The organism is Janthinobacterium sp. MP5059B, from assembly GCF_001758645.1.
Classification (GTDB): Bacteria; Pseudomonadota; Gammaproteobacteria; order Burkholderiales; family Burkholderiaceae_D; genus Janthinobacterium; species Janthinobacterium lividum.
The window spans coordinates 472,271-492,925 of record NZ_LRHX01000016.1; the positions used below are offsets into that span (position 1 = coordinate 472,271).

16 protein-coding genes are annotated in these 20,655 nt (G+C 64.4%); 14 read left to right on the plus strand and 2 right to left on the minus strand.

Annotation, left to right across the window (positions count from 1 at the left end):
- Positions 1-210: 210 nt before the first annotated feature.
- A complete protein-coding gene (locus tag JAB1_RS19175; protein ID WP_070281405.1) occupies positions 211-1,281 on the plus strand; it encodes a hypothetical protein in 1,071 nt (356 codons plus the stop codon).
- A gap of 14 nt (positions 1,282-1,295) precedes the next feature.
- Here JAB1_RS19175 and JAB1_RS19180 read toward each other — a convergent pair whose 3' ends face one another.
- On the minus strand, positions 1,296-2,255 hold the full coding sequence (locus JAB1_RS19180; RefSeq protein ID WP_254672167.1) for a LysR family transcriptional regulator: 960 nt from the start codon (positions 2,253-2,255) through the stop codon (positions 1,296-1,298).
- Between the two features lie 109 nt (positions 2,256-2,364).
- Between JAB1_RS19180 and JAB1_RS19185 the strand changes: the two genes are divergently transcribed.
- The 13 genes from JAB1_RS19185 to JAB1_RS19245 all read left to right on the plus strand — a co-directional run bounded on the left by JAB1_RS19185 (position 2,365) and on the right by JAB1_RS19245 (position 19,852).
- On the plus strand, positions 2,365-3,204 hold the full coding sequence (locus JAB1_RS19185; protein WP_070254505.1) for a phytanoyl-CoA dioxygenase family protein: 840 nt from the start codon (positions 2,365-2,367) through the stop codon (positions 3,202-3,204).
- On the plus strand, positions 3,204-4,022 hold the full coding sequence (locus JAB1_RS19190; protein WP_070281407.1) for a TIM barrel protein: 819 nt from the start codon (positions 3,204-3,206) through the stop codon (positions 4,020-4,022). The genes JAB1_RS19185 and JAB1_RS19190 overlap by 1 nt, the downstream gene beginning before the upstream one ends.
- A 101-nt stretch (positions 4,023-4,123) precedes the next feature.
- On the plus strand, positions 4,124-4,585 hold the full coding sequence (locus JAB1_RS19195; protein WP_070281408.1) for a MarR family transcriptional regulator: 462 nt from the start codon (positions 4,124-4,126) through the stop codon (positions 4,583-4,585).
- Between the two features lie 165 nt (positions 4,586-4,750).
- Complete coding sequence (locus JAB1_RS19200; protein ID WP_070281409.1) at positions 4,751-7,126, plus strand: M1 family metallopeptidase; 2,376 nt, start codon at positions 4,751-4,753, stop codon at positions 7,124-7,126.
- The gene (locus JAB1_RS19205; protein WP_070281410.1) at positions 7,123-7,629 is read left to right on the plus strand and encodes a DUF6702 family protein; all 507 of its coding nucleotides are present in this window, start codon (positions 7,123-7,125) and stop codon (positions 7,627-7,629) included. The genes JAB1_RS19200 and JAB1_RS19205 overlap by 4 nt, the downstream gene beginning before the upstream one ends.
- Positions 7,626-9,662: a TonB-dependent receptor gene (locus tag JAB1_RS19210; protein ID WP_070281411.1), complete on the plus strand. Its 2,037-nt coding sequence runs from the start codon at positions 7,626-7,628 to the stop codon at positions 9,660-9,662. The genes JAB1_RS19205 and JAB1_RS19210 overlap by 4 nt, the downstream gene beginning before the upstream one ends.
- Before the next feature lie 103 nt (positions 9,663-9,765).
- Positions 9,766-10,500, plus strand: coding sequence for a 2OG-Fe dioxygenase family protein (locus JAB1_RS19215; RefSeq protein WP_070281412.1), 735 nt, complete (start codon positions 9,766-9,768; stop codon positions 10,498-10,500).
- Positions 10,501-10,642: 142 nt separating this feature from the next.
- On the plus strand, positions 10,643-12,004 hold the full coding sequence (locus JAB1_RS19220; RefSeq protein ID WP_034786510.1) for a response regulator: 1,362 nt from the start codon (positions 10,643-10,645) through the stop codon (positions 12,002-12,004).
- 265 nt (positions 12,005-12,269) lie between these two features.
- Positions 12,270-12,998, plus strand: coding sequence for a CerR family C-terminal domain-containing protein (locus JAB1_RS19225; RefSeq protein ID WP_070281413.1), 729 nt, complete (start codon positions 12,270-12,272; stop codon positions 12,996-12,998).
- Positions 12,995-14,428, plus strand: coding sequence for an efflux transporter outer membrane subunit (locus JAB1_RS19230; RefSeq protein WP_070281414.1), 1,434 nt, complete (start codon positions 12,995-12,997; stop codon positions 14,426-14,428). Before JAB1_RS19225 ends, JAB1_RS19230 begins: the two co-directional genes overlap by 4 nt.
- 13 nt (positions 14,429-14,441) lie before the next feature.
- The gene (locus tag JAB1_RS19235) at positions 14,442-15,617 is read left to right on the plus strand and encodes an efflux RND transporter periplasmic adaptor subunit (protein WP_070281415.1); all 1,176 of its coding nucleotides are present in this window, start codon (positions 14,442-14,444) and stop codon (positions 15,615-15,617) included.
- Between the two features lie 9 nt (positions 15,618-15,626).
- On the plus strand, positions 15,627-18,743 hold the full coding sequence (locus JAB1_RS19240) for an efflux RND transporter permease subunit (RefSeq protein ID WP_070281416.1): 3,117 nt from the start codon (positions 15,627-15,629) through the stop codon (positions 18,741-18,743).
- 131 nt (positions 18,744-18,874) lie between these two features.
- Positions 18,875-19,852, plus strand: coding sequence for a hypothetical protein (locus JAB1_RS19245; protein ID WP_070281417.1), 978 nt, complete (start codon positions 18,875-18,877; stop codon positions 19,850-19,852).
- A 39-nt stretch (positions 19,853-19,891) separates the two neighbouring features.
- On the opposite strand, the gene JAB1_RS19250 is transcribed toward JAB1_RS19245, so the two are convergent.
- A complete protein-coding gene (locus JAB1_RS19250; protein ID WP_070254494.1) occupies positions 19,892-20,632 on the minus strand; it encodes a tetratricopeptide repeat protein in 741 nt (246 codons plus the stop codon).
- Positions 20,633-20,655 lie beyond the last annotated feature (23 nt).

Here is a 20,655-nt window from a genome sequence, read left to right on the forward strand (position 1 = left end):
CATCACTGAAAGCGTGCCATGCGCATGCGCGCGTTTGCCGCTGCGCCGGGCCGCTTCCAGGCTGTTTGTCAAATAATACATTGCCGTAAAGCACTACACAAGATAATCAGGGACGCGGCAGCCGCTTGTCCTCCGCCGGATGGGGAATGGTGTGCCCAGCGGCAATCGCCTTATAATGCTGCGATTACTTCACGTCCCCACCTCCGCACCATGACGCTTCCCGAGAATGACACCAGCCGGCTCGACGCCATCAGCGCCGCCGCCACCGAAGTGGCCGCGCAAAACGTGGCCGACCTGCTGGCCATGGCCATCTGCCACCGCCCGGATGAACCGTCCCTGATCGTCTGCGACAAGCGCAGCTGGCTCAATGTCGTGTTGACGGAAGCGTATCGCCAGGCCTTGCCCGACGCGACCTTCATCGATTTCGACGAGATCACGCCCGATGCCGTGCTGGCTGCCTTTGCCGAGCTGCCCGCCGGCAGCCTCGTCGTGCTGATCCAGTCGACCAGCTTCCGCCTGGAAGCGTTCCGCATCCGCATCGAGCTGTTCAAGCGGGGCCTGAAGGTCATCGAGCACGTGCACCTGTCGCGCATGCCCGGCGTGCAGGGGCTGCATTACATCGCCTCGCTGGCGTACGATCCCGATTACTACCGGGGCGTGGGCCATGCACTGAAAGCGCGCATCGACGGCGCCCTCCACGGCATGGTCGACAGCGGCGGCGAGCAGCTGGTCTTTGCTTCGCCGTTCGAATCGGCCAAGCTGAATATTGGCGACTACAGCGGCATGAACAATATCGGCGGCCAGTTCCCGCTGGGCGAAGTGTTTACGGAAGCGCAGGACCTGGAAGCGGTCAATGGCCGCGTGCGCATCTTTGTTTTCGGCGATACGCACTTCATGGTCAACCGGCCCGACACGCCGATCACCCTGATCATCGAAAAGGGCAGAGTGACGGGCACGGAGCACGCCACGCCGGAATTTACCGCCATGCTGGAGATCATCCGCGCGCACGAAGGCGAAGTGTGGGTGCGCGAACTGGGCTTCGGCATGAACCGCGCCTTTTCGCGCGAACAGCTGGTCAATGACATCGGCACGTATGAGCGCATGTGCGGCATCCACCTGTCGCTGGGCGCCAAGCACGGCGTCTACGCCAAGCCGCAGTTCAAGCGCAAGGATGCGCGCTACCACGTCGACATCTTCGCCGTCACCGAAGCCGTCTACCTCGACGACGAAAGAGTGTACGCGGATGGCGCGTGGACGGTGGACCCCCTCGCGCTCAACTGAGCCTCAATTGACCCTCAGCTGAAAAAACCTGCCGCTGCCAGCTCGCGGTCCCACGGCGGCACGGGCTGGTATTCGGCCACCAGGAAATCGATCAGCGCGCGCACCTTGGGCGACGGCTGGCGGCTGGCCGGATACAGGGCGCTCAGGTGATTCAGGGGCAGGTCCCAGCCAGACAGCACGGGCAGCAGACTGCCATCGAGCAGATTGCGCCAGGCGAGAAACGTGGTGCTGTAGACGATGCCGAGCCCCCGCTGCGCCGCCTGGTGCAGCACCAGGCCGTTATTCGCCGTGAAGCCCGCCTGCACGCGCACGCTCACCGCTTCTTGCTGGCCGCCTTCCCCACGCTGGAAATGCCAGTTCGTGCCATCCGTCAGATGGCTGAAATGTAGGCACTGGTGCTGCAACAAGTCTTGCGGCGTCTGCGGCACACCCCATTGCGCCAGATAGGCGGGGCTGGCGCACAGCACGGCGCGGCACGGCGCCAGCGGGCGCATGGCCAGCGCGCTGCTGTCCGGGATGCCGCCCACGCGGATGGTCAAATCAAAACCGTGGCGTATCGGGTCGAGCAGCGCATCGTCGACAAACAACTCGGCCTGCACCTGCGGGTGCAGCAAACTGAAACGGGCGACGGCATCGGCCAGCCACGCGCTGCCGAAACTCGATGGCGCCTGGATGCGCAGCGGCCCGGCCAGCTCCGCCCCCGCTCCCGCCTGCGCCACGTGCGACACCATGCGCGCCGCCTCCTGCGCCTGGCTGACGGTGGCCATGCACGGCGCCAGATAGGCGCGGCCCGCATCCGTCAAACTCACTTCGCGCGTGGAGCGGTGCAGCAGCCGCGCATGCAGGCGCTCTTCCAGCTGCATGATGGTCTTGCTGACCATGGCCCGCGTCAGGCCCAGGCGCTGCCCGGCCAGCGTGAAGCTGCGCTGACGCGCCACTTCGACAAAGATTTCCATCGCTTTTAATTGATCCATGTCAAAGATTGTCATCGTTTTGGCGACAATCTGTCAACCGCTGGGCAATTGTTTGCCGCCCTCGCCCATCCTACAATGGCGCTTTCCATTGACCTCCGGAGCCGCCGCCATGCTGACAATCCTGCAACAAGAACAATACCAACGCGACGGCTACATCATCCTGCCCGATTTCAAGGGTGCGGACGAAATCGCCGCCCTGCGCGCGCGCGCCGAGCAGATTGTCAACGAATTCGATCCCAGCGTCAGCCAATCGATCTTCACCACGCGCGACCAGGCCAAGAACACCAACGATTATTTCCTCGCTTCCGACAACACCATCCGCTGCTTCTTCGAGGAAGAGGCGTTCGGTCCGGACGGCCAGCTGAAGCAGGCCAAGTCCCTGTCGATCAACAAGATCGGCCACGCCATGCACGACCTCGACCCCGTCTTCCGCAGCTTTTCCGCCGATCCAAAACTGGCCGCAGTGGCGCGCGACCTGGGCCTGGCGGACGCGCAGGTTTGGCAATCGATGTACATTTTCAAGCAGCCCGGCATCGGCGGCGAAGTGCGCTGGCACCAGGACGCCACGTATTTCGAAACCACGCCAGTCAGCGTGACCACCTTCTGGTTCGCGCTGGAAGACGCCACCCTGGACAATGGCTGCCTGTGGGCCGAACCGGGCGGCCACCGCGGCCCCCTGCGCGAACGCTTCATCCGTAACGGCGACCAGGTGCGCGTAGAAAAACTCGATAGCATGCCCTGGCCGGACGACAGCACGGCCGTGCCACTCGAAGTGAAGGCCGGCGCCCTCGTCTGCTTCCACGGCTTGCTGCCCCACTACAGCGCGCCGAACCGCTCGCCCGTCTCGCGCCACGCCTACACCTTGCACGCCACGGACGGCCAGACGGAATACGCGGCCCACAACTGGATACAGCGCGACGATACCTTCCCTGTGCGGGGCTTCGTCTGATGCGCATCGACGTCTTTGCCGCCCACTGGGGCAATAACGAGCTGCCGCCCGACGTCTTCATCGACAGGGTAGCGGCGGCCGGCTTCGACGGCATCGAAATGTCGCTGCCGCTGGACGCGGCACTGCGCGAGGATTGGACGGACCGCATCGCCAAGGCGGGACTGCAGCTGATCGCCGCGCAGTGGGAAACCGTGTTCCACAGCGACTTCGAGCAGCACCGCGCCGCCCTGGCGGAACTGCTGGAAAACGCCTGCCTGGCGCGCCCCGTGCTGGTCAACACCCACACGGGCAAGGATTACTACAGCCAGGCGCAGAACGCGCAGCTGATCGACCTGGCCGCCGCCATCTCGAAAAAACACGGCGTGCCCATCGTGCATGAAATCCACCGCAGCCGCTTTTCCGGCCACCCGATGCTGCTGCTGCCCTACCTGGCGCAGTATCCCGAGCTGCCATTGACAGCCGACCTGTCGCACTGGTGCTGCGCCTGCGAATCCCTGCTGGAAGACCAGCCGCAGACGCTGGCGCAAGTACTGCCGCTGGTGCGCCACGTGCATGCCCGCGTGGGCCATGCGCAGGGTCCGCAGGTAGCCGACTTCCGCGCGCCGGAGGCGAAACCGGCGCTCGACGCCCACCTGGCCTGGTGGGACGCCATCGTCGCACTGCGCCGCGCCGCCGGCGCCGAGCGCATGACGTTCACGCCGGAATTCGGCCCCGCGCCATACACGCAAACCCTGCCCTGGACGCAGCAGCCCGTGAGCGATGCCTGGGAACAGAACGTCGCCATGCTGCATCTGCTGCGCGCGCGTTACGCGCAGTAGTTCGTCACAGGCACTCTCCATGCACCGGGCCAGCCGGTCCGGTGCACGCGTGCATACCAGCCATGCTTGTCATTAAGTAGCGCGCTATATATACTGTGCCCATGGATACCACCACCTCCCCCAATCCCTTGCACCAGGTGCCGCGCCTGGACAGCCAGCTGTGCTTTGCGCTGTACTCGACTTCGCTTGCCATGAACAAGCTGTACCGCAAGCTCCTGCGCAAGCTTGGCCTCACCTATTCGCAATACCTGGTGATGATGGTGTTGTGGGAACGCGACGGCCTGACGGTGTCGGAAGTGGGCGAGCGCCTGTTCCTCGACTCGGCCACCCTGACGCCCCTGCTCAAGCGCATGGAGCAATCGGGCCTGTTGACGCGCACGCGCGCCGCCAGCGACGAGCGGCAAGTCATCATTTCCCTCACGGAACAGGGCGACCAGCTGCGCCATGAAGCAGCCTTGCTGCCCGAAGCCATCCTGACGGCCAGCCACTGCAGCGTGGAGCAAGTTGTGGACATGAAACAACAGCTGAACCAGTTGCGCGACAGCCTGATGAAAAGTGAGTAAAAACGCCGCTTTTCCGAGCAAAATCAGGTAAAGCATTGCCCTGACGGCGCAAGGCAAAAGCTGGCGCAAAATCCGCCTTTCTTTATTACAAATCGATACATGGATGGCCTCACCCTGCGTATAGAATAGTTGCCACTATTTCCTTACAACAACATCAGGGTGAATATGCGCATACCTTTCGGCTCCGTAGCCTCGCTGGCTCTTTGCTTTACCGTGTCGGCCTTCGCCGCCGAACCCTTCGACGACAAGTTCCGCCAGCTCGAAGAGGTGTTGCCTACCCCAAATACCTACCGCACCGCCTCAGGCGCGCCGGGCCACGCCTACTGGCAGCAGCGCGCCGACTACACGCTGCGCGCCACCCTGGACGAAACCAAACGCGAGATCGCCGGCAGCGGCACCATCACCTACCATAACCAGTCGCCCGACACCCTCGGCTACCTGTGGGTGCAGCTGGACCAGAATATCTACAAGCCCGATTCCGACGCGCGCCGCATGACCACGGCGCCTTCGCGCCAGGCATGGGCCAGGACGGCGGGCGAAGACACCATGAAATTCGAAGGCTTGCGTGGCCTCCTGGCGCGCGGCGACTTCCAGGGCGGCTTCAATATCCGCGCCCTGAAAGGCGCCGATGGCCGGCCTTTGACGTACGTTATCAACCGCACCATGATGCGCATCGACTTGCCGCAGCCATTGAAACCGGGCCAGGATTTCGCCTTCCAGATCGACTGGGATTACCGCATCAACGAACAGAAGGTGCTGGGCGGGCGCGCCGGCTATGAAGTCTTCGACGACAAGAACGCCCTGTTCGAAGTGGCGCAGTGGTTCCCCCGCATGGCCGCCTATTACGACGCGGCCGGCTGGCAGCACAAGCAGTTCCTCGGCTCGGGCGAATTCACCCTGGAATTCGGCGACTACGACGTGCAACTGACGGTTCCGGCCGACCATATCGTCGCCTCCACGGGAGAGCTGCAAAACCCGCAGGACGTGCTGTCTTCCGCGCAGCGCGAGCGCCTGGAAAAGGCCCGCGGCAGCGACAAGCCCGTCGTCATCGTCACGCAAAAAGAGGCGGAAGCGGCCGAAAAATCCGTCAGCCGCGCGCAAAAGACGTGGCACTTCAAGGCGGTCAACGTGCGCGACTTCGCCTGGGCCTCGAGCCGCAAGTTCATCTGGGATGCGCAGGGCTACAAGAAGGGCGGCAGCGATGTGATGGCCATGTCCTACTATCCGAAAGAGGGCAATCCGCTGTGGGAAAAATACAGCACGCAAGCCATCGTGCACACGATAGAACAGTACAACAAGTACAGCATCGACTACCCGTATCCGACGGCCATCTCCGTCAACGGCCCCGTGGGCGGCATGGAGTATCCGATGATCTCGTTCAACGGCCCGCGCCCGGTGAAAGACAAAAAAACGGGCGAGCTGACGTATTCGAAGCGCACCAAGTATGGCTTGATCGGCGTGATCATCCACGAAGTGGGCCACAACTACTACCCGATGATCATCAACTCGGACGAGCGCCAGTGGACGTGGATGGACGAAGGCCTCAACACCTTCGTGCAATACCTGGCACAGCAGGCGTGGGAAGAAAACTACCCTGCCTCGCGCGGCGAACCGCGCGAAATCGTCGACTACATGCGTAGCCGCGACCAGGTGCCGATCATGACCAATTCCGAATCCCTGCTGCAGTTCGGCAACAACGCCTACGCCAAGCCGGCGGCGGGCCTGAACATCCTGCGCGAGACCATCCTCGGGCGCGAGCTGTTCGACTACGCGTTCAAGGAATATGCGCAGCGCTGGAAATTCAAGCGCCCCACGCCCGCCGATTTTTTCCGCACGATGGAAGACGCTTCCGGCACGGACCTGGACTGGTTCTGGCGCGGCTGGTTCTATACGACCGACCCGGTCGACATCAGCATCGACGGCATCAGCGAATACGGCGTAAGTTCAAAAGATCCGGCAACGGAAAAGGCCTGGAAGAAGGCGCAGAAGGACGCCCAGCCGGAATCCGTCACGAGCCGCGCCAACAAGGGCATGCCGCGCCGGGTCGACGCGCATCCGGAGCTGAAGGATTTCTACAACCAGCACGACGATTTCACGGTGACCAACAAGGACCGCAACTCCTATGCCGAGGCGCTGGCCGCTCTGGAACCGTGGGAAAAGGACTTGCTGAAACAGGGCAAGCACCTGTACCTGGTCGACCTGTCGAACGTGGGCGGCATGGTCATGCCGCTGATACTCGAAATCGAACTGAAAAGCGGCAAGAAGTACGTCGAGCGCGTGCCGGCCGAAGTGTGGCGCTACTCGCCGAAGAAAATCACCAAGGTCGTCATCACGGACGAGCCAATGGTGGGCCTGGTGCAGGACCCGTACTGGGAAACGGCCGACATCGACACCAGCAACAATAGCTGGCCGCGAAAAATCACGCCATCGCGCCTGGAACTGTTCAAGAGCGAGAAGTCGCCCAAGGATAACCTGATGCGCGACTTTCATACGCCATTGAAAGGCAAGAATGGCGGCTCGGCCAAGGGCGACGAGGCATGAAGCGCTGGCGCGCGCTGGCCACCGCCACGCTGGCCTGCGCCAGCATGGCGGCCGGCGCCCACAATTTCCACATGGGTATCGCCGACATCAGCTATAACGCGGCCAGCGGCAGCACGGAAGTGGTGCATACCTACACGGGCCACGACGTCGAGGCGCTGCTGACGAACCTGTACCAGCGCCAGTTTGACCTGGGCCAGGAGGACAGCGAAGCGGCCCTGCGCCGCTATGTCGAAAAACAGTTTTACCTCGTGGGGCCGGATGGCAAGCGCCTGCGCCTGAACTGGGTCGGCATGAAGGTCAATGCCGACAACGTGGTCATCTTCCAGGAAATCGAACGCACACGCCTGCCCCCCGCCACGCGCATCCATAACCAGTTGCTGATCGACTTCCTGCCCAGCCAGCGCAATACCCTCAACGTGCAGGACAGCGGCAGCATCCAGACGTTGATCTTCGACCGCCAGAACACGGAACTGCCGATCCGCCAAGTCCCACTACACCCATGACGCCACGCCATCTTCCCCTCCTCCTCGCCGCCCTGTTTTCCGCAGCGACCGCCCACGCCGACGACATCTTCCAGCGCGTGCTGGTCGACGGTTCGCGTCTGAACCAGCTCGGCGTGGCCGATTCGGCCAACGCGGGCAGCGTCACGCAACAGCAGCTTGACGCGCGCACCAGCTACCGGCCAGGCGAACTGCTCGAAGCCGTGCCGGGGCTGATCGTCAGCCAGCATAGCGGCGAGGGCAAGGCCAACCAGTTCTACCTGCGCGGCTTCAATCTCGATCACGGCACGGATCTGCGCACCACCGTCGACGAGATGCCCGTCAACCAGCGCAGTCATGGCCACGGCCAAGGCTGGACGGACCTGAACTTCCTGATCCCCGAGCTGGCCATGCGTCTCGATTACAAAAAGGGGCCGTATTCGGCGGAGCAAGGCGATTTCTCCTCGGCCGGCGCGGCGTCCGTCGTCTACGCGAACCGCCTGACGCAAGGCATCGCCAGCGTGGGCATCGGGCAGAACGGCTTTCGCCGCGCGCTGCTGGCCGATTCGCTCGATGCGGGCGACGGCAGCCTGCTATACGCGCTCGAAGCGCAGGACAACGATGGCCCGTTCACGCAGCCGGACCGCTACCGCAAGCTCAATGGCGTGCTTCGCTACAGCGAAGGCTATGCCAACAACGGCTTCAACGTCACGGCCATGGCGTATGACGCCAGCTGGAACGCCACCGACCAGATTCCGTTGCGCGCCGTGCAGGACGGCACGCTGGGCCGCTTCGACGCCATCGATGCCAGCGATGGCGGCAAGGCGCAGCGCTACAGCCTCTCGGGCGCCTGGCGCCAGACAACGGACGACATGTCGTCCAGGGTCAGCGCATATGTGATCGCCAACCGCCTGGCCCTGTTCTCGAATTTCACGTATGCGATGGATGACCCCGATAACGGCGACCAGTTCGCCCAGCCGGACCGGCGCGTGACCTCCGGCATCAACGCCAGCCACACCTGGCACCGCCACACGGACAGGGGCAGCAGCGACACCACCATCGGCCTGCAGCTACAGAACGACAATATCCACAATGGCCTGTACAACACGCGGCAGCGGCAGATCCTGTCAACCACGCGGCAAGACCATATCGTCGAATCGAGCCTCGGCGTGTATGGCGAAAACAGCACGCGCTGGTCGCGCTGGCTGCGCACCGTGGCCGGCCTGCGCGCGGACGCCTACCGCTTCGACGTGCGCAGCGACCGCGCCGCCAATTCAGGCAGGGCCAGCGACCATTTGTTCAGCCCCAGCCTGAGCGTGATCGCCGGGCCGTGGCGCGATACGGAAGCGTATTTCAACATCGGCAATGGCTTTCACAGCAACGATGCGCGCGGCACGACGATCACGGTCGACCCGAAGACGGGTGTAGCGGCCGACAAGGTCACGCCTCTGGCGCGCTCGCGGGGACTGGAACTGGGCTTGCGCAGCGCCGCCATCGCCGGCCTGCAAACCTCGCTGTCGCTGTACCGCCTGGACTTCGATTCCGAACTGCTGTTCATCGGCGACGCGGGCGCCACCGAGGCGGGCCGCCCCAGCCGCCGCTACGGCATCGAGTTTTCCAGCTACTACAAGGCGGCAAGCTGGCTGTCGCTGGACCTGGACCTGGCGTATGCGCGCGCACGCTCGCGCGGCAGCGACCCGGCGGGCGACTTCATCCCCGGCGCCATCGAAGGCGTAGCCCAGCTGGCCATGACGGTGACGCCGCCAGGGCCGTGGTCGGGTTCTTTGCGCCTGCGCTACTTCGGTCCGCGCCCCCTGATTGAAGACAACAGCGTGCGCTCGTCGGCCAGCGTGGGCTTGAACGGGCGCATCGCCTACCAGATCGACAAGACCTTGCGCGTGGAGCTGGAAGGCTACAACCTGGCCAACCGGCGCGACTCGGCCATCGATTACTACTATGCCTCGCGCCTGCCCGGCGAGGCGCAGCCCGTCGACGACATCCACTTCCATCCGGTGGAATCGCGCTCGCTGCGCCTGACCCTGGTAAAGAATTTTTAACTCAACAAGAATAATTCCTGTCGCACTGCACAGGAAACGCCGCGAAGTCGTAGAATGCCAGGCTGGATAAACTGAGACAGGCCGCATTGCGGCCAGCACCGCCATGAGCACTTCCGCACCGATCTTTACCGACCCGTCCCACGTCAAGGATGCCTTGCGCAATGACGGCTATGCCGTGCTGCGCCCGCAGGACGTGGCCGCGCTGGCCGGCTGCCCGCTGGCCGCGCTGCGCGCGCTGGAGCCGAGCTGGAATACCCTTGCGCTGGACAATTACCTGAAGGATGGCGGCCGCTATCGCCGCCGGCGCCACTCGTGCTTCGTGCAGGATGGCGAGCGTCTGACCCAGACGGCGCACCGTCCGCACTGGCAACCGGTGGAATACAACGCCCTGCACGGCGGCATGCACCGCCTGTTCGAACCGGTCGAAGCGGCTATCGTCGCGCAAGCGGCCTGGCAGCAGCTGATCCGCGCGCTGGGCGACGCCTGCTCGCAGGTGAAGGGCAGCCAGCCCTGGTTCATCGAGGCGCACCAGTTCCGCATCGATACGACCGATGGCATCGGCCGGCCCACGCCGGAAGGCGCGCACCGCGACGGCGTCGATTTCGTCGCCGTGCTGCTGATCGGGCGCGAACAGGTCAAGGGCGGCGAGACGCGCATCTTCGAAGCAGACGGCCCCAACGGAAAGCGCTTTACCCTGACCGAACCGTGGTCGCTGCTGCTGCTCGACGATGCAGCCGTGATCCACGAATCGACACCGATCCAGCCCATCGGCGAACATGGCCACCGCGATACGCTCGTGCTGACCTATCGCGCAGGCCAGTTCCAGGGCGAAAACTGACAAGCGGCCACAGCATTCCCTGTGGCCAAAATAGTTACTTGGAAGTTACTTTTGCAGACCTAAATCCGATATAGTCATACGATGTCGATATTGTGCGCTCACTGCGCCCAGCATCACCACACTGAAATCCTAGGAGAGGTCTGTGGACTCCAACAACCAAATCAAGCCTGACGAAATCGAGATCCTGATCGTCGAGGACAGCCCGACCCAGGCGGAGCGCTTGCGCCGCCTGATCCAGTCCCTGCACTATAACGCGCGCGTGGCGGCGAATGGCCAGCTGGCCCTGGCCGCCATCCGCGAGCGCAAGCCGCACTTGGTGCTGTCCGATATCGTCATGCCTGAAATGAATGGCTACGACCTGTGCCGCGCCATCAAGTCCGATCCGACCCTGCGCGACATCCCCGTGATCCTCGTCACCTCGCTCAACGATCCGAAGGACATCATCCGCGGCATCGAGTGCGGCGCCGACAATTTCATCCGCAAGCCCTACGCGGAAGACTATCTGCTCAACCGCATCAGCCACATGCTGATGAACCAGAAGCTGCGCAAGAACCAGAATGTGGAAATCGGCATCGCCCTGTACCTGGGCGACCAGAAGCATTTCATCAATGCGGAACGCCAGCAAATCCTCGACCTGCTGATCTCCACGTATGAGCAGGCGGTGCAGGTCAACGGCGAGCTGCAGGCGCGCGAACGCCAGGTGATCGAACTGAACATGCGCCTGGCGCACCATGCGGCCGAACTGGAAACCATCAACCGCGAAATCGCCCTGAAAAACCTGGAACTGGCCGAAGCGAGCCGCATGAAGTCGGCCTTCATCGCCAACATGTCGCATGAACTGCGCACGCCATTGAACGCCATCATTGGCTTCACGGGCGCGCTGCTGATGAAACTGCCCGGCCCCCTGACGTCCGACCAGGACAAGCAACTTAATACCATCCGCGCCAGCGCGCGCCATCTGCTCTCGCTGATCAACGACATCCTCGACGTCGCCAAGATCGAAGCGGGCAAGCTGACCCTGTCGATCGAGCCCGTGCACTGCCAGGAGCTGATGGCAGACGTGGCCGACACGCTGCGCCCCCTGGCCCAGCAAAAAGGCCTGGCGCTGGAAATGGCACTGGGAGAAGCGGGCCAGCCGCCCGCCATCATCGACACGGATCGCCGCGCGCTGACGCAAATCCTCATCAACCTGCTCAACAACGCCATCAAATTCACGGAACAGGGCACGGTGCGCATCAGCCTGTCCCAGCGCGACGAAGACGGCGTGCTGGTGACGGAAATGAGCATCGCCGACAGCGGCGCCGGCATCAAGGAAGAAGACCAGGCCAAGCTGTTCCAGGCCTTCTCGCAGCTCGATTCCACCTCCACGCGCCACGTGGAAGGCGCGGGACTGGGCCTGTACCTGTGCCAGAACCTGGCCAACGCCATCGGCGGCGCGCTGTTCTTCAACAGCGACTACGGTTCCGGCAGCACGTTTACGCTGGCACTGCGCAGCAAGGCCTGACTTTCTGTGCGCCGCAGCATGGAATGCTGATTTTTTGCCATCCAGAAGAGACCGATACAGTAGTTCTACGGTATTGCACTGCACCATTTTCGGCGCTATAGTAGAACTGTCTCCTCCAATTCGTTCTCCGAACATTGGATTCCGCCCGCGAATACAACCGCGGGCTTTTTTTTGCCTGCGTTTTTCACGCATCTTCATCCTTTCTTAACTAAATCAAACGATTTAGTTATATCAATCGTTTGAGATATATGATTAAATCTCCGACATGATTGAAAAAAACATTTCCCATACCGTGCCCGCCGACGACGGGCGCAAGCCCCGTTCCGATGGCGAACAGTCGCGCGAGCGGCTGCTGCATAGCGCCATCCGCCTGTTTGCCGAGCAGGGCTACGCCAAGACGTCCACGCGCGAACTGGCGCAGGCGGCCGGCACGAACGCAGCCGCCATCAGCTACTATTTTGGCGACAAGGCGGGCCTGTACCGCGCCGCCTTCTCCCATCAACTATCGAATCCACAAGACAATATCGCCCTGTACGAGCAACCCCATTTCACCCTGCGCCAAAGTCTGGAAGGCTTTTATGCGCAATTGCTCGCCCCCATGCAGCAGGGAGAAATCGCGCGCGACTGCATGCGCCTGTGGTGCCGCGAGATGCTCGAACCGACGGGCCTGTGGGCGCGCGAGGTTGACCAGAACATCCGTGCCGAACACGAGGCGCTCACGCGCGTGCTGGCACGCCACCTGGGCGCGCCCGACAACAGCGACGACATGCACCGGCTGGCGTTTTCCATCGCCTCGCTGGCCCTGCAGCACATGGTCGGTGCCGAGGTGCTGCACACCTTGCGCCCGCAACTGATGGAAACGCCGCGCGCCATCGACACCTGGCTGGCGCGCATGACCGACTACGCGCTGGCCATGGCCGATGTGGAGCGCCGGCGCCTGGCCATTCCTCCCTCCCACCCTACCGCTCAACAACAAGCAGAAGGACAAGCATGACGACTATTCGATGCACCGTTCAACGCGTCCTGGCCGCCAGCATCGCGCTGGCGCTGGGCGGTTGCGCCCTGCAGGGACCGCCCGCAGCGGTGGCCGCCAGCGCACCCGCGCAGTGGCAGGCGCCGCTGCCGCATAACGGCAAGCTGACGGACCTGGCCAGCTGGTGGCAGGGCCAGGGCGACAGCCTGCTGGTGGAATTGATCACCGACGCACAGCAGGTCAGCCCGACCATCGCCGCCGCCGGCACGCGCATCGTGCAGGCGCGCGCGGACCGCATCGCCGGCGGCGCCGCGCTGGCGCCCACGCTCGATGCGACAGGCAGCGTGGTGCGCACCAGCCAGCAATCGGCGCAGCCCAGCGGCACCACCTCGCAGGCGGCCTTGCAGGCATCGTGGGAAATCGATGTGTTTGGGGCCAGGCGCGCCACGCGCGATGCGGCGCAAGAACGCTACGACAGCGCCCGCGCCGGCTGGCATGAAGCCCGCGTCTCGGTCGCCGCCGAAGTGGCAAACCAATACTACGCCTTGCGCACCTGCCAGCAATTACAGGCCGTGGCGGAACAGGATGCCGTCTCGCGACGCGACTCGGCGCGCCTGACGGAACTGAGCGCCGGCGCCGGCTTCCAGCCGCCCGCCAATGCCGCCCTGGCCCGTGCCAGCGCCGCCGAAGGCGCCAGCCGCGCCATCGAACAGCGCGCCGCCTGCGACGTGAATGTCAAGGCGCTGGTGGCCCTGTCGGCCATGCCGGAAGACTCGCTGCGCCAGAAGCTGGCGGCCAGCCCGGCGGTCCTGCCCTCGCCCGTGGCGATTGCGCAACTGCCGGCGCAAACCCTGGGCCAGCGTCCCGACATCTACAGCGCCGAACGCGAAGTGGCGGCCGCCAGCTTCGAAGTGCGCGGCGCGCAGGCGCAGCGCTACCCTCGCCTGAGTCTGGCCGGCTCCATCGGCAAGGGCAATATCCGCGCCGGCGGCACCAGCATCACGGCCAGTACCTGGAGCATCGGTCCGCTGGCCGTCAGCCTGCCCATCTTCGACGGCGGCACCCGCCGCGCCCAGGTCGACGCGGCCACGGCGCGCTACGACGAAGCCGTGGTGAAATACCGCGCCGGCGTGCGCCAGGCCGTGCGCGAAGTGGAAGAGGCATTGGTGAACCTGGCCAGCACGGACGCGCGCAGCGGCCATGCGAAAACGGCCCTGGAAGGCTACCGCGTGTCGTTTGTCGCCACCGAGGACCGCTACAAGAATGGCCTGGCCAGCCTGATCGAACTGGAAGACGCGCGCCGCACGCGCCTGGCCGCCGAAAACACGGTGGTCAACCTCGAGCGCGAACGCAGCGCCGCCTGGGTGGCGCTGTACCGCGCCGCCGGTGGCGGCTGGAGCAGCAGCAGCAGCAGCAGCAGCGCCATCGCCATCGCCAACAATGCCCCTTGACGGATACGACAACATGAAAAAAATGACCCTGAAACCGATGGCTCTCGCCCTGGCCGCCCTTTGCATTGTGCTGGGCGCCGGCGTGGCCCTGTACTCCCCTTCCTCCACGGCGGCCGACGACGCCAAGGATAAAAACGCGGCGCAAAAGCCGGCGCTCACCGTCACCACGGCCAAGCCGCAAACGGCCAGCCTGCCCATCAAGCTGAACGCCAACGGCAACGTGGCCGCCTGGCAGGAAGCCGTCATCGGCAGTGAATCGAACGGCTTGCGCCTCACCGAGGTGCGCGTGAATGTCGGCGACGTCGTGCGCGCCGGCCAGGTGCTGGCCGTGTTCTCGAACGATACGGTGAACGCCGACGTGGCGCAGGCGAAGGCCGCAGTGCTGGAAGCGGAAGCGAATGCGGCGGAAGCGGCCGCCAACGCGCAGCGCGCCCGCTCGCTGCAAAGCACGGGCGCCATCAGCGCCCAGCAGATCAGCCAATACCTGACGGCCGAACAGACGGCCAACGCGCGCATCGCGTCCGCCAAGGCGCAACTGGCGTCGCAGCAGCTGCGCCTGAAGTACACGCAGGTGGTGGCGCCCGACAGCGGCATCATTTCCTCGCGCTCGGCCACCGTCGGTTCCGTCGTCGGTGCCGGCACGGAACTGTTCCGCATGATCCGCCAGGGCCGCCTCGAATGGCGCGCCGAAGTGACGGCCACCGAGCTCATGAGCCTGAAACCGGGTACCCTGGCGCAGGTGAAGGCGGCCAACGGCAGCGTTTTGACGGGCAAGGTGCGCATGATCGCCCCTACCGTCGATCCGCAGACGCGTTCCGCCCTCGTGTATGTCGACCTGCCGGCCAGCGCCGGCAACAATGCGCCGTTCAAGGCCGGCATGTACGCCAGCGGCGAATTCGAACTGGGTAACTCGGGCGCGCTGACGGTGCCGCAGCAGGCGATCGCCGTGCGCGATGGCTTCAGCTATGTCTTCCGCCTGAATGCCGACCAGCGGGTCAGCCAGATCAAGGTGCAGGCCGGACGGCGCCTGAGCGACCGCATCGAGATTTTAGGCGGCATCACGGCCGACACCACCATCGTCGTCAGCGGCGCAGGCTTCCTCAATGACGGCGACCTGGTACGCAATGTTCAAAACCCGGTAGCAACCCCGGTCGCAGCAGCAGCCAAGCCGGCCGCAGCGAAAAAGTAAGGAGAGGCCATGAATTTTTCCTCCCTCTCGATCAAGAATCCGATCCCGGCCATCATGCTGTTCGCGCTGCTGACCCTGGCCGGTCTGCTGGCTTACAAGGCCAATCCGGTGCAGGATTTCCCCGACATCGAACTGCCCATCGTCACCGTCAGCGCGGTGCTGCCAGGCGCCGCGCCGGCCCAGCTGGAAACGGAAGTGGCGCGCAAGATCGAGGACTCCGTCGCCACCCTGCAAGGCGTGAAAAACATCTACACCAAGGTGCTCGATGGCGTCGTCACGGTCACCGTCGAATTCATCCTGGAAAAGCAGATCGCCGAAGCAGTCAATGATGTGCGCGATGCCGTCGCACGGGTCAAGGCGGACATGCCGGCCGAGCTGCGCGACCCCACCGTCACCAAGGCGTCCACGGCCGGGCGCGTGGTGCTGACCTTTATCGCCACGGCGAAGCCAGGCGTCGACAACCCGCTCGACTCTCCCGACCTGTCCTGGTTCGTCGACAACACGGTGGCCAAGCGCCTCCTGACCGTGCCCGGCGTGGGCGCCGTCACCCGCGTGGGCGGCGTCTACCGCGAGATCCAGGTGGAACTCGACGAAGCGCGCATGGCGGCATTGAAAGTCTCCGCCCTCGACGTCTCGCGCCAGTTGCGCCTGGTGCAGCGCGAAGCGCCTGGCGGCCGGGGCGACATCAGCGGCGCCGAGCAATCGGTGCGCACCATCGCCACCGTGAAAACGGCCGATGAACTGTCGCGCGTGGAAGTGCCGCTGCCGGACGGCCGCCACGTGCGCCTGGACCAGGTGGCCACCGTGCGCGACACGGTCGCCGAACCGCGCGCGCTGGCCGAGCAGGATGGCAAGACGGTCGTCGCCTTTGAGGTGTTCCGCACCAAGGGCGCAAGCGAAGTGGCCGTCGCCAAGGGCGCGCGCGACGCCATCGCCGACCTGCAGAAGGAAAACCCCAACGTGGTGCTGCAGCAGTCGATCGACAATGCCTTCCCCGTCGAGGAAAACTTCGACGGCTCGATGGAGCTGCTGTACGAAGGCGCGCTGCTGGCCGTGCTGGTGGTGTGGTGGTTCCTGCGCGACTGGCGCGCCACCCTGGTCGCCGCCGCCGCCCTGCCCCTGTCCGTGATGCCGGCTTTCCTCGGCATCTACTGGTTCGGCTACACGCTCAATACCGTCACCCTGCTGTCGCTGGCCCTGGTCGTCGGCGTGCTGGTCGACGACGCCATCGTGGAAATCGAAAACATCGAGCGCCATCTGCGCATGGGCAAATCGCCCATGGAAGCGGCCATGGAAGCGGCCGACGAAATCGGCATGGCGGTGATCGCCACCACCTTCGCGCTGGTGGCCGTGTTCCTGCCGACGGCCTTCATGAGCGGCATTCCCGGCCTGTTCTTCAAGCAGTTCGGCTGGACGGCCGTGCTGGCCGTGCTGGCATCCTTGGTGGTGGCGCGTCTGCTCACGCCGATGATGGCAGCCTACATATTGAAACCGCTGCCGCACAAGGAAGAGCAGGATGGCTGGCTGATGACGCGCTATCTGAAGGTCATGCGCTGGTGCCTGAACCACCGCGGCATCACGGCCATCGCCGCGGCCCTGTTCTTTGTCGGCGCCATCGCGCTCGTGCCGCTGCTGCCGACCGGTTTCGTGCCGGCCGCCGACCGCGCTCAGACGCAGATCAACCTGGAACTGCCGCCCGGCTCCACCCTGGGTGAAACGCAGGCCGTGGCAGCCCTGGCGCGCGATGCGGCCATGCGCACGCCTGGCATCCAGGGCGTCTTCAGTTCGATAGGCGGCGGCTCCAGCGGCGACGCCTTCGCCCCCGGCGCGGCGGCCGAAGCGCGCCGCGCCGTGCTGACCCTGACCACCGTGCACCGCACGGAGCGCAAGGAATCGATGGCGGACCTGGAAACGCAGCTGCGCCACAAGCTCGATACGATCCCCGGCGCCCGCTTCACGGTGGGGCCGCCCGACACGGGCGTCAAGATGCAGCTGGTGCTGCGCTCGGAAGACCCGGTGGCGCTGATGGCGGCGGCGCAAAAGGTCGAGCGCGAACTGCGCGGCCTGAAAGGCATCGGCAACGTCAATTCCAGCGCCTCGCTGGTGCGCCCGGAAATCATCGTGCGTCCCGATTTCGCCAAGGCGGCGGACCTGGGCGTGACGGCGGCTGCCATCGGCGAGACCGTGCGCGTGGCCACGGCCGGCGACTACGACACGGACCTGACGAAAATGAACCTGCCGGAGCGGCAAGTACCGATCCGCGTCAAGCTGCCCAACAGCGTGCGCGCCGACCTGGCCGCCATCGAGCGCCTGACGGTGCCCGGCAAGAATGGCCCCGTGCGCCTCGCGAACGTGGCCAGCGTCACGATGGAAAGCGGCCCGGCGCAGATCGACCGCTTGAACCGCAGCCGCAACGTGACCCTCGACGTGGAACTCGGTTCGCGCACCCTCGGTGAATTGAACGTGGAAGCGCGCGCGCTGCCATCGATGAAGAATTTGCCGCCATCCGTGAAGATCGCCGAACTGGGCGACGCGCAGGAGATGGCCTCGCTGTTCGCCAGCTTCGGCCTGGCCATGCTGATCGGCGTGCTGTGCATCTACTGCGTGCTGGTATTGCTGTTCAAGGACTTCATGCAGCCAGTGACCATCCTGGCGGCGCTGCCGCTGTCGATCGGCGGCGCCTTCGTGGCGCTGCTGATCACGGGCAGCGCCCTGTCGATGCCATCGATGATCGGCCTGATCATGCTGATGGGGATCGTCACCAAGAACTCGATCCTGCTGGTCGACTATGCGATCCTGGCGCGCCAGGCCGGCATGAACCGCTTCGATGCGCTGGTCGATGCCTGCCACAAGCGCAGCCGCCCCATCCTGATGACGACGATTGCCATGGGCGCCGGCATGATGCCGCTGGCGCTGGGCTGGGGCGCCGACCCCAGCTTCCGTTCGCCGATGGCCATTACCGTGATCGGCGGCCTGATCACGTCGACCCTATTGAGCCTGCTGGTGGTGCCGGCCGTGTTCACCTACATCGACGACCTGGAACACCTGCTCAAGCGTGGCATGGCCAGACTGCGCCGCCAGAAGGCGCCGCTGCGGCGCGATGACAAGGTGGCGCTGGAAAAATAGGCGTCGCCATTGTTTGCAAAATCGCCCCTCGCGGGCAAGGAAGCGAAGGACCGGCCGCCAGGCCGCGCTCCCTCGCTTCCATCTATCTGGCATACTGCGCCCATTCTCCATGAACGCAATCTGCCCTGCCTATGAATTACCGCACCCCGCTCGTCCTGCTACTGGTATCCGCGCTGCTCGGCGCCTGCTCGGAAAAGACCGCTCCCGCCAGCGCCGACCTGGCCGCTGACGTGGTAAGCGATGTCCCCGCAGCCGCTGCCGCTGGCGATGCAGCATCGGCCGAACACGTGCCGCCGCCGGCCGCCACCGCCCCCAGGACGGAAGCGATGAACACGCCGCAGGCGCGCGAGCGTGAAGTGGGCATGATGCACGCCATCTTCGGCAAGGACTACCGCAGCGACAGCGAGGATGCGCTGGCCGACCTGCCCGATCCTGACAACCATGTCGACAAACTCAGTTACGTGGTCAGTGCCGTCAGCCACAAGCTCCTGCCCGATGGCCGCGCCATCCTGGTGGCGAATGCGGAAACGGCCAACACGGAAGGCACGGCGGAATCGGCGCATGCCTCGTCGGGACTGTTGAATGTGTTTTTCCTGGCGCCCAAGGGCCAGCCGGAAGACGGCCAGTGGCAAGTCGTGAAACGCCTGGAAAACATCGCCGCCCTCGGTTCATCGGGGCAGCTCGGTGAAGTCCACTGGGTCATGCTGGGCGCGAACAAGCCGGGACTGGCGATCCGCCATGGCTATACGGGCCAGGGCTACACCATCACGCAACTGGCCCTGTTTGAAATCGGCGACGGCAAGGTGACCGCGCTCGATGGCGGCATGGACCTGTACTCGGACAATATGGGCGCCTGCACGCCGGACATGGATGAATGCTGGATGGTCGAAGGCAAGTGGCGCTTCGCCCCCGCGCGCAATGGCGGCGCCTACGATGACTTGCTGATCGATTTCAAGGGCGCCTCCGAGAAGATCAAGCCCGGCGTCACGGTCAAGCCGGATGAAGATCCGCCTCGCATCGCCACGCCGCTGAACGGACACGCGCGCTATGCTTTCGATGGCAAGGGATATAAATTAATTGAAGGGAAAAACACGGTGCCTGGCGTTTGACGGGGTCGGACCCGCCGGGTCTGACCCCACGCACGCCAGCTACCTGCGCGCCGCCTCCAGGCGCACCAGCAGCGGCGCATACATGGCACGCGTATGGCTGCTCCAGCGGGCCATGGCGCTGTCGATATCGAGCAGCAGGCGTTCCGACAACACCTTGTCGCCCTGCTGCAACGCCCAGATCGCGCACTCGGCGCGGCACTCGAAACTGTTGTAGCGTGTCAGCGCATCGTCGAATTCCGCCTTCGCTTCCACCTGGCGCCCGCTTTGCGCCAGGGCGCGCGCCGTCAGCAGGGACACCATCTCGGGACGGAAATGGATATCCGTGCGGCGGATGAATTCCAGGTGCGTCAAGGCCTCGGCGCCCCGTTCGCATTCCAGATAGGCGCGCGCCGCGCCCAGGCGAATTTCCAGGTCCGATGAAAACGCTCCCCGCAGGCAGGCTTCGTAGGTCGATGCCGCTTCCTGCGCATCGCCCGCTTCGAGCAGCGCGCTGGCCAGGCGCATCTGGTTTTGCGCCGTCGGCGTGTACTCGAAAGCGGCTCTCGCCTCGCGCAGTTCGCGGTTCGGATCGAGCACTTGCACGGCCACCGAAGCGACCTTGCGCGCGCCTTGCGGCAGGCGCGAATTGGGCAGGTAGATGGCGAAGAAATACACCACGCTGCCCAGCAGCGGGAACATGAATAAGATGAGCAGCCAGTACAGCTGCTGCCCGTTGCGCACCACGTGAACCGCAAAAAATACCGCGATCAGGATGTGGATGCCTATGCCAAAAATCGTCATGCTGCGACCTCGTTCGTGACGGG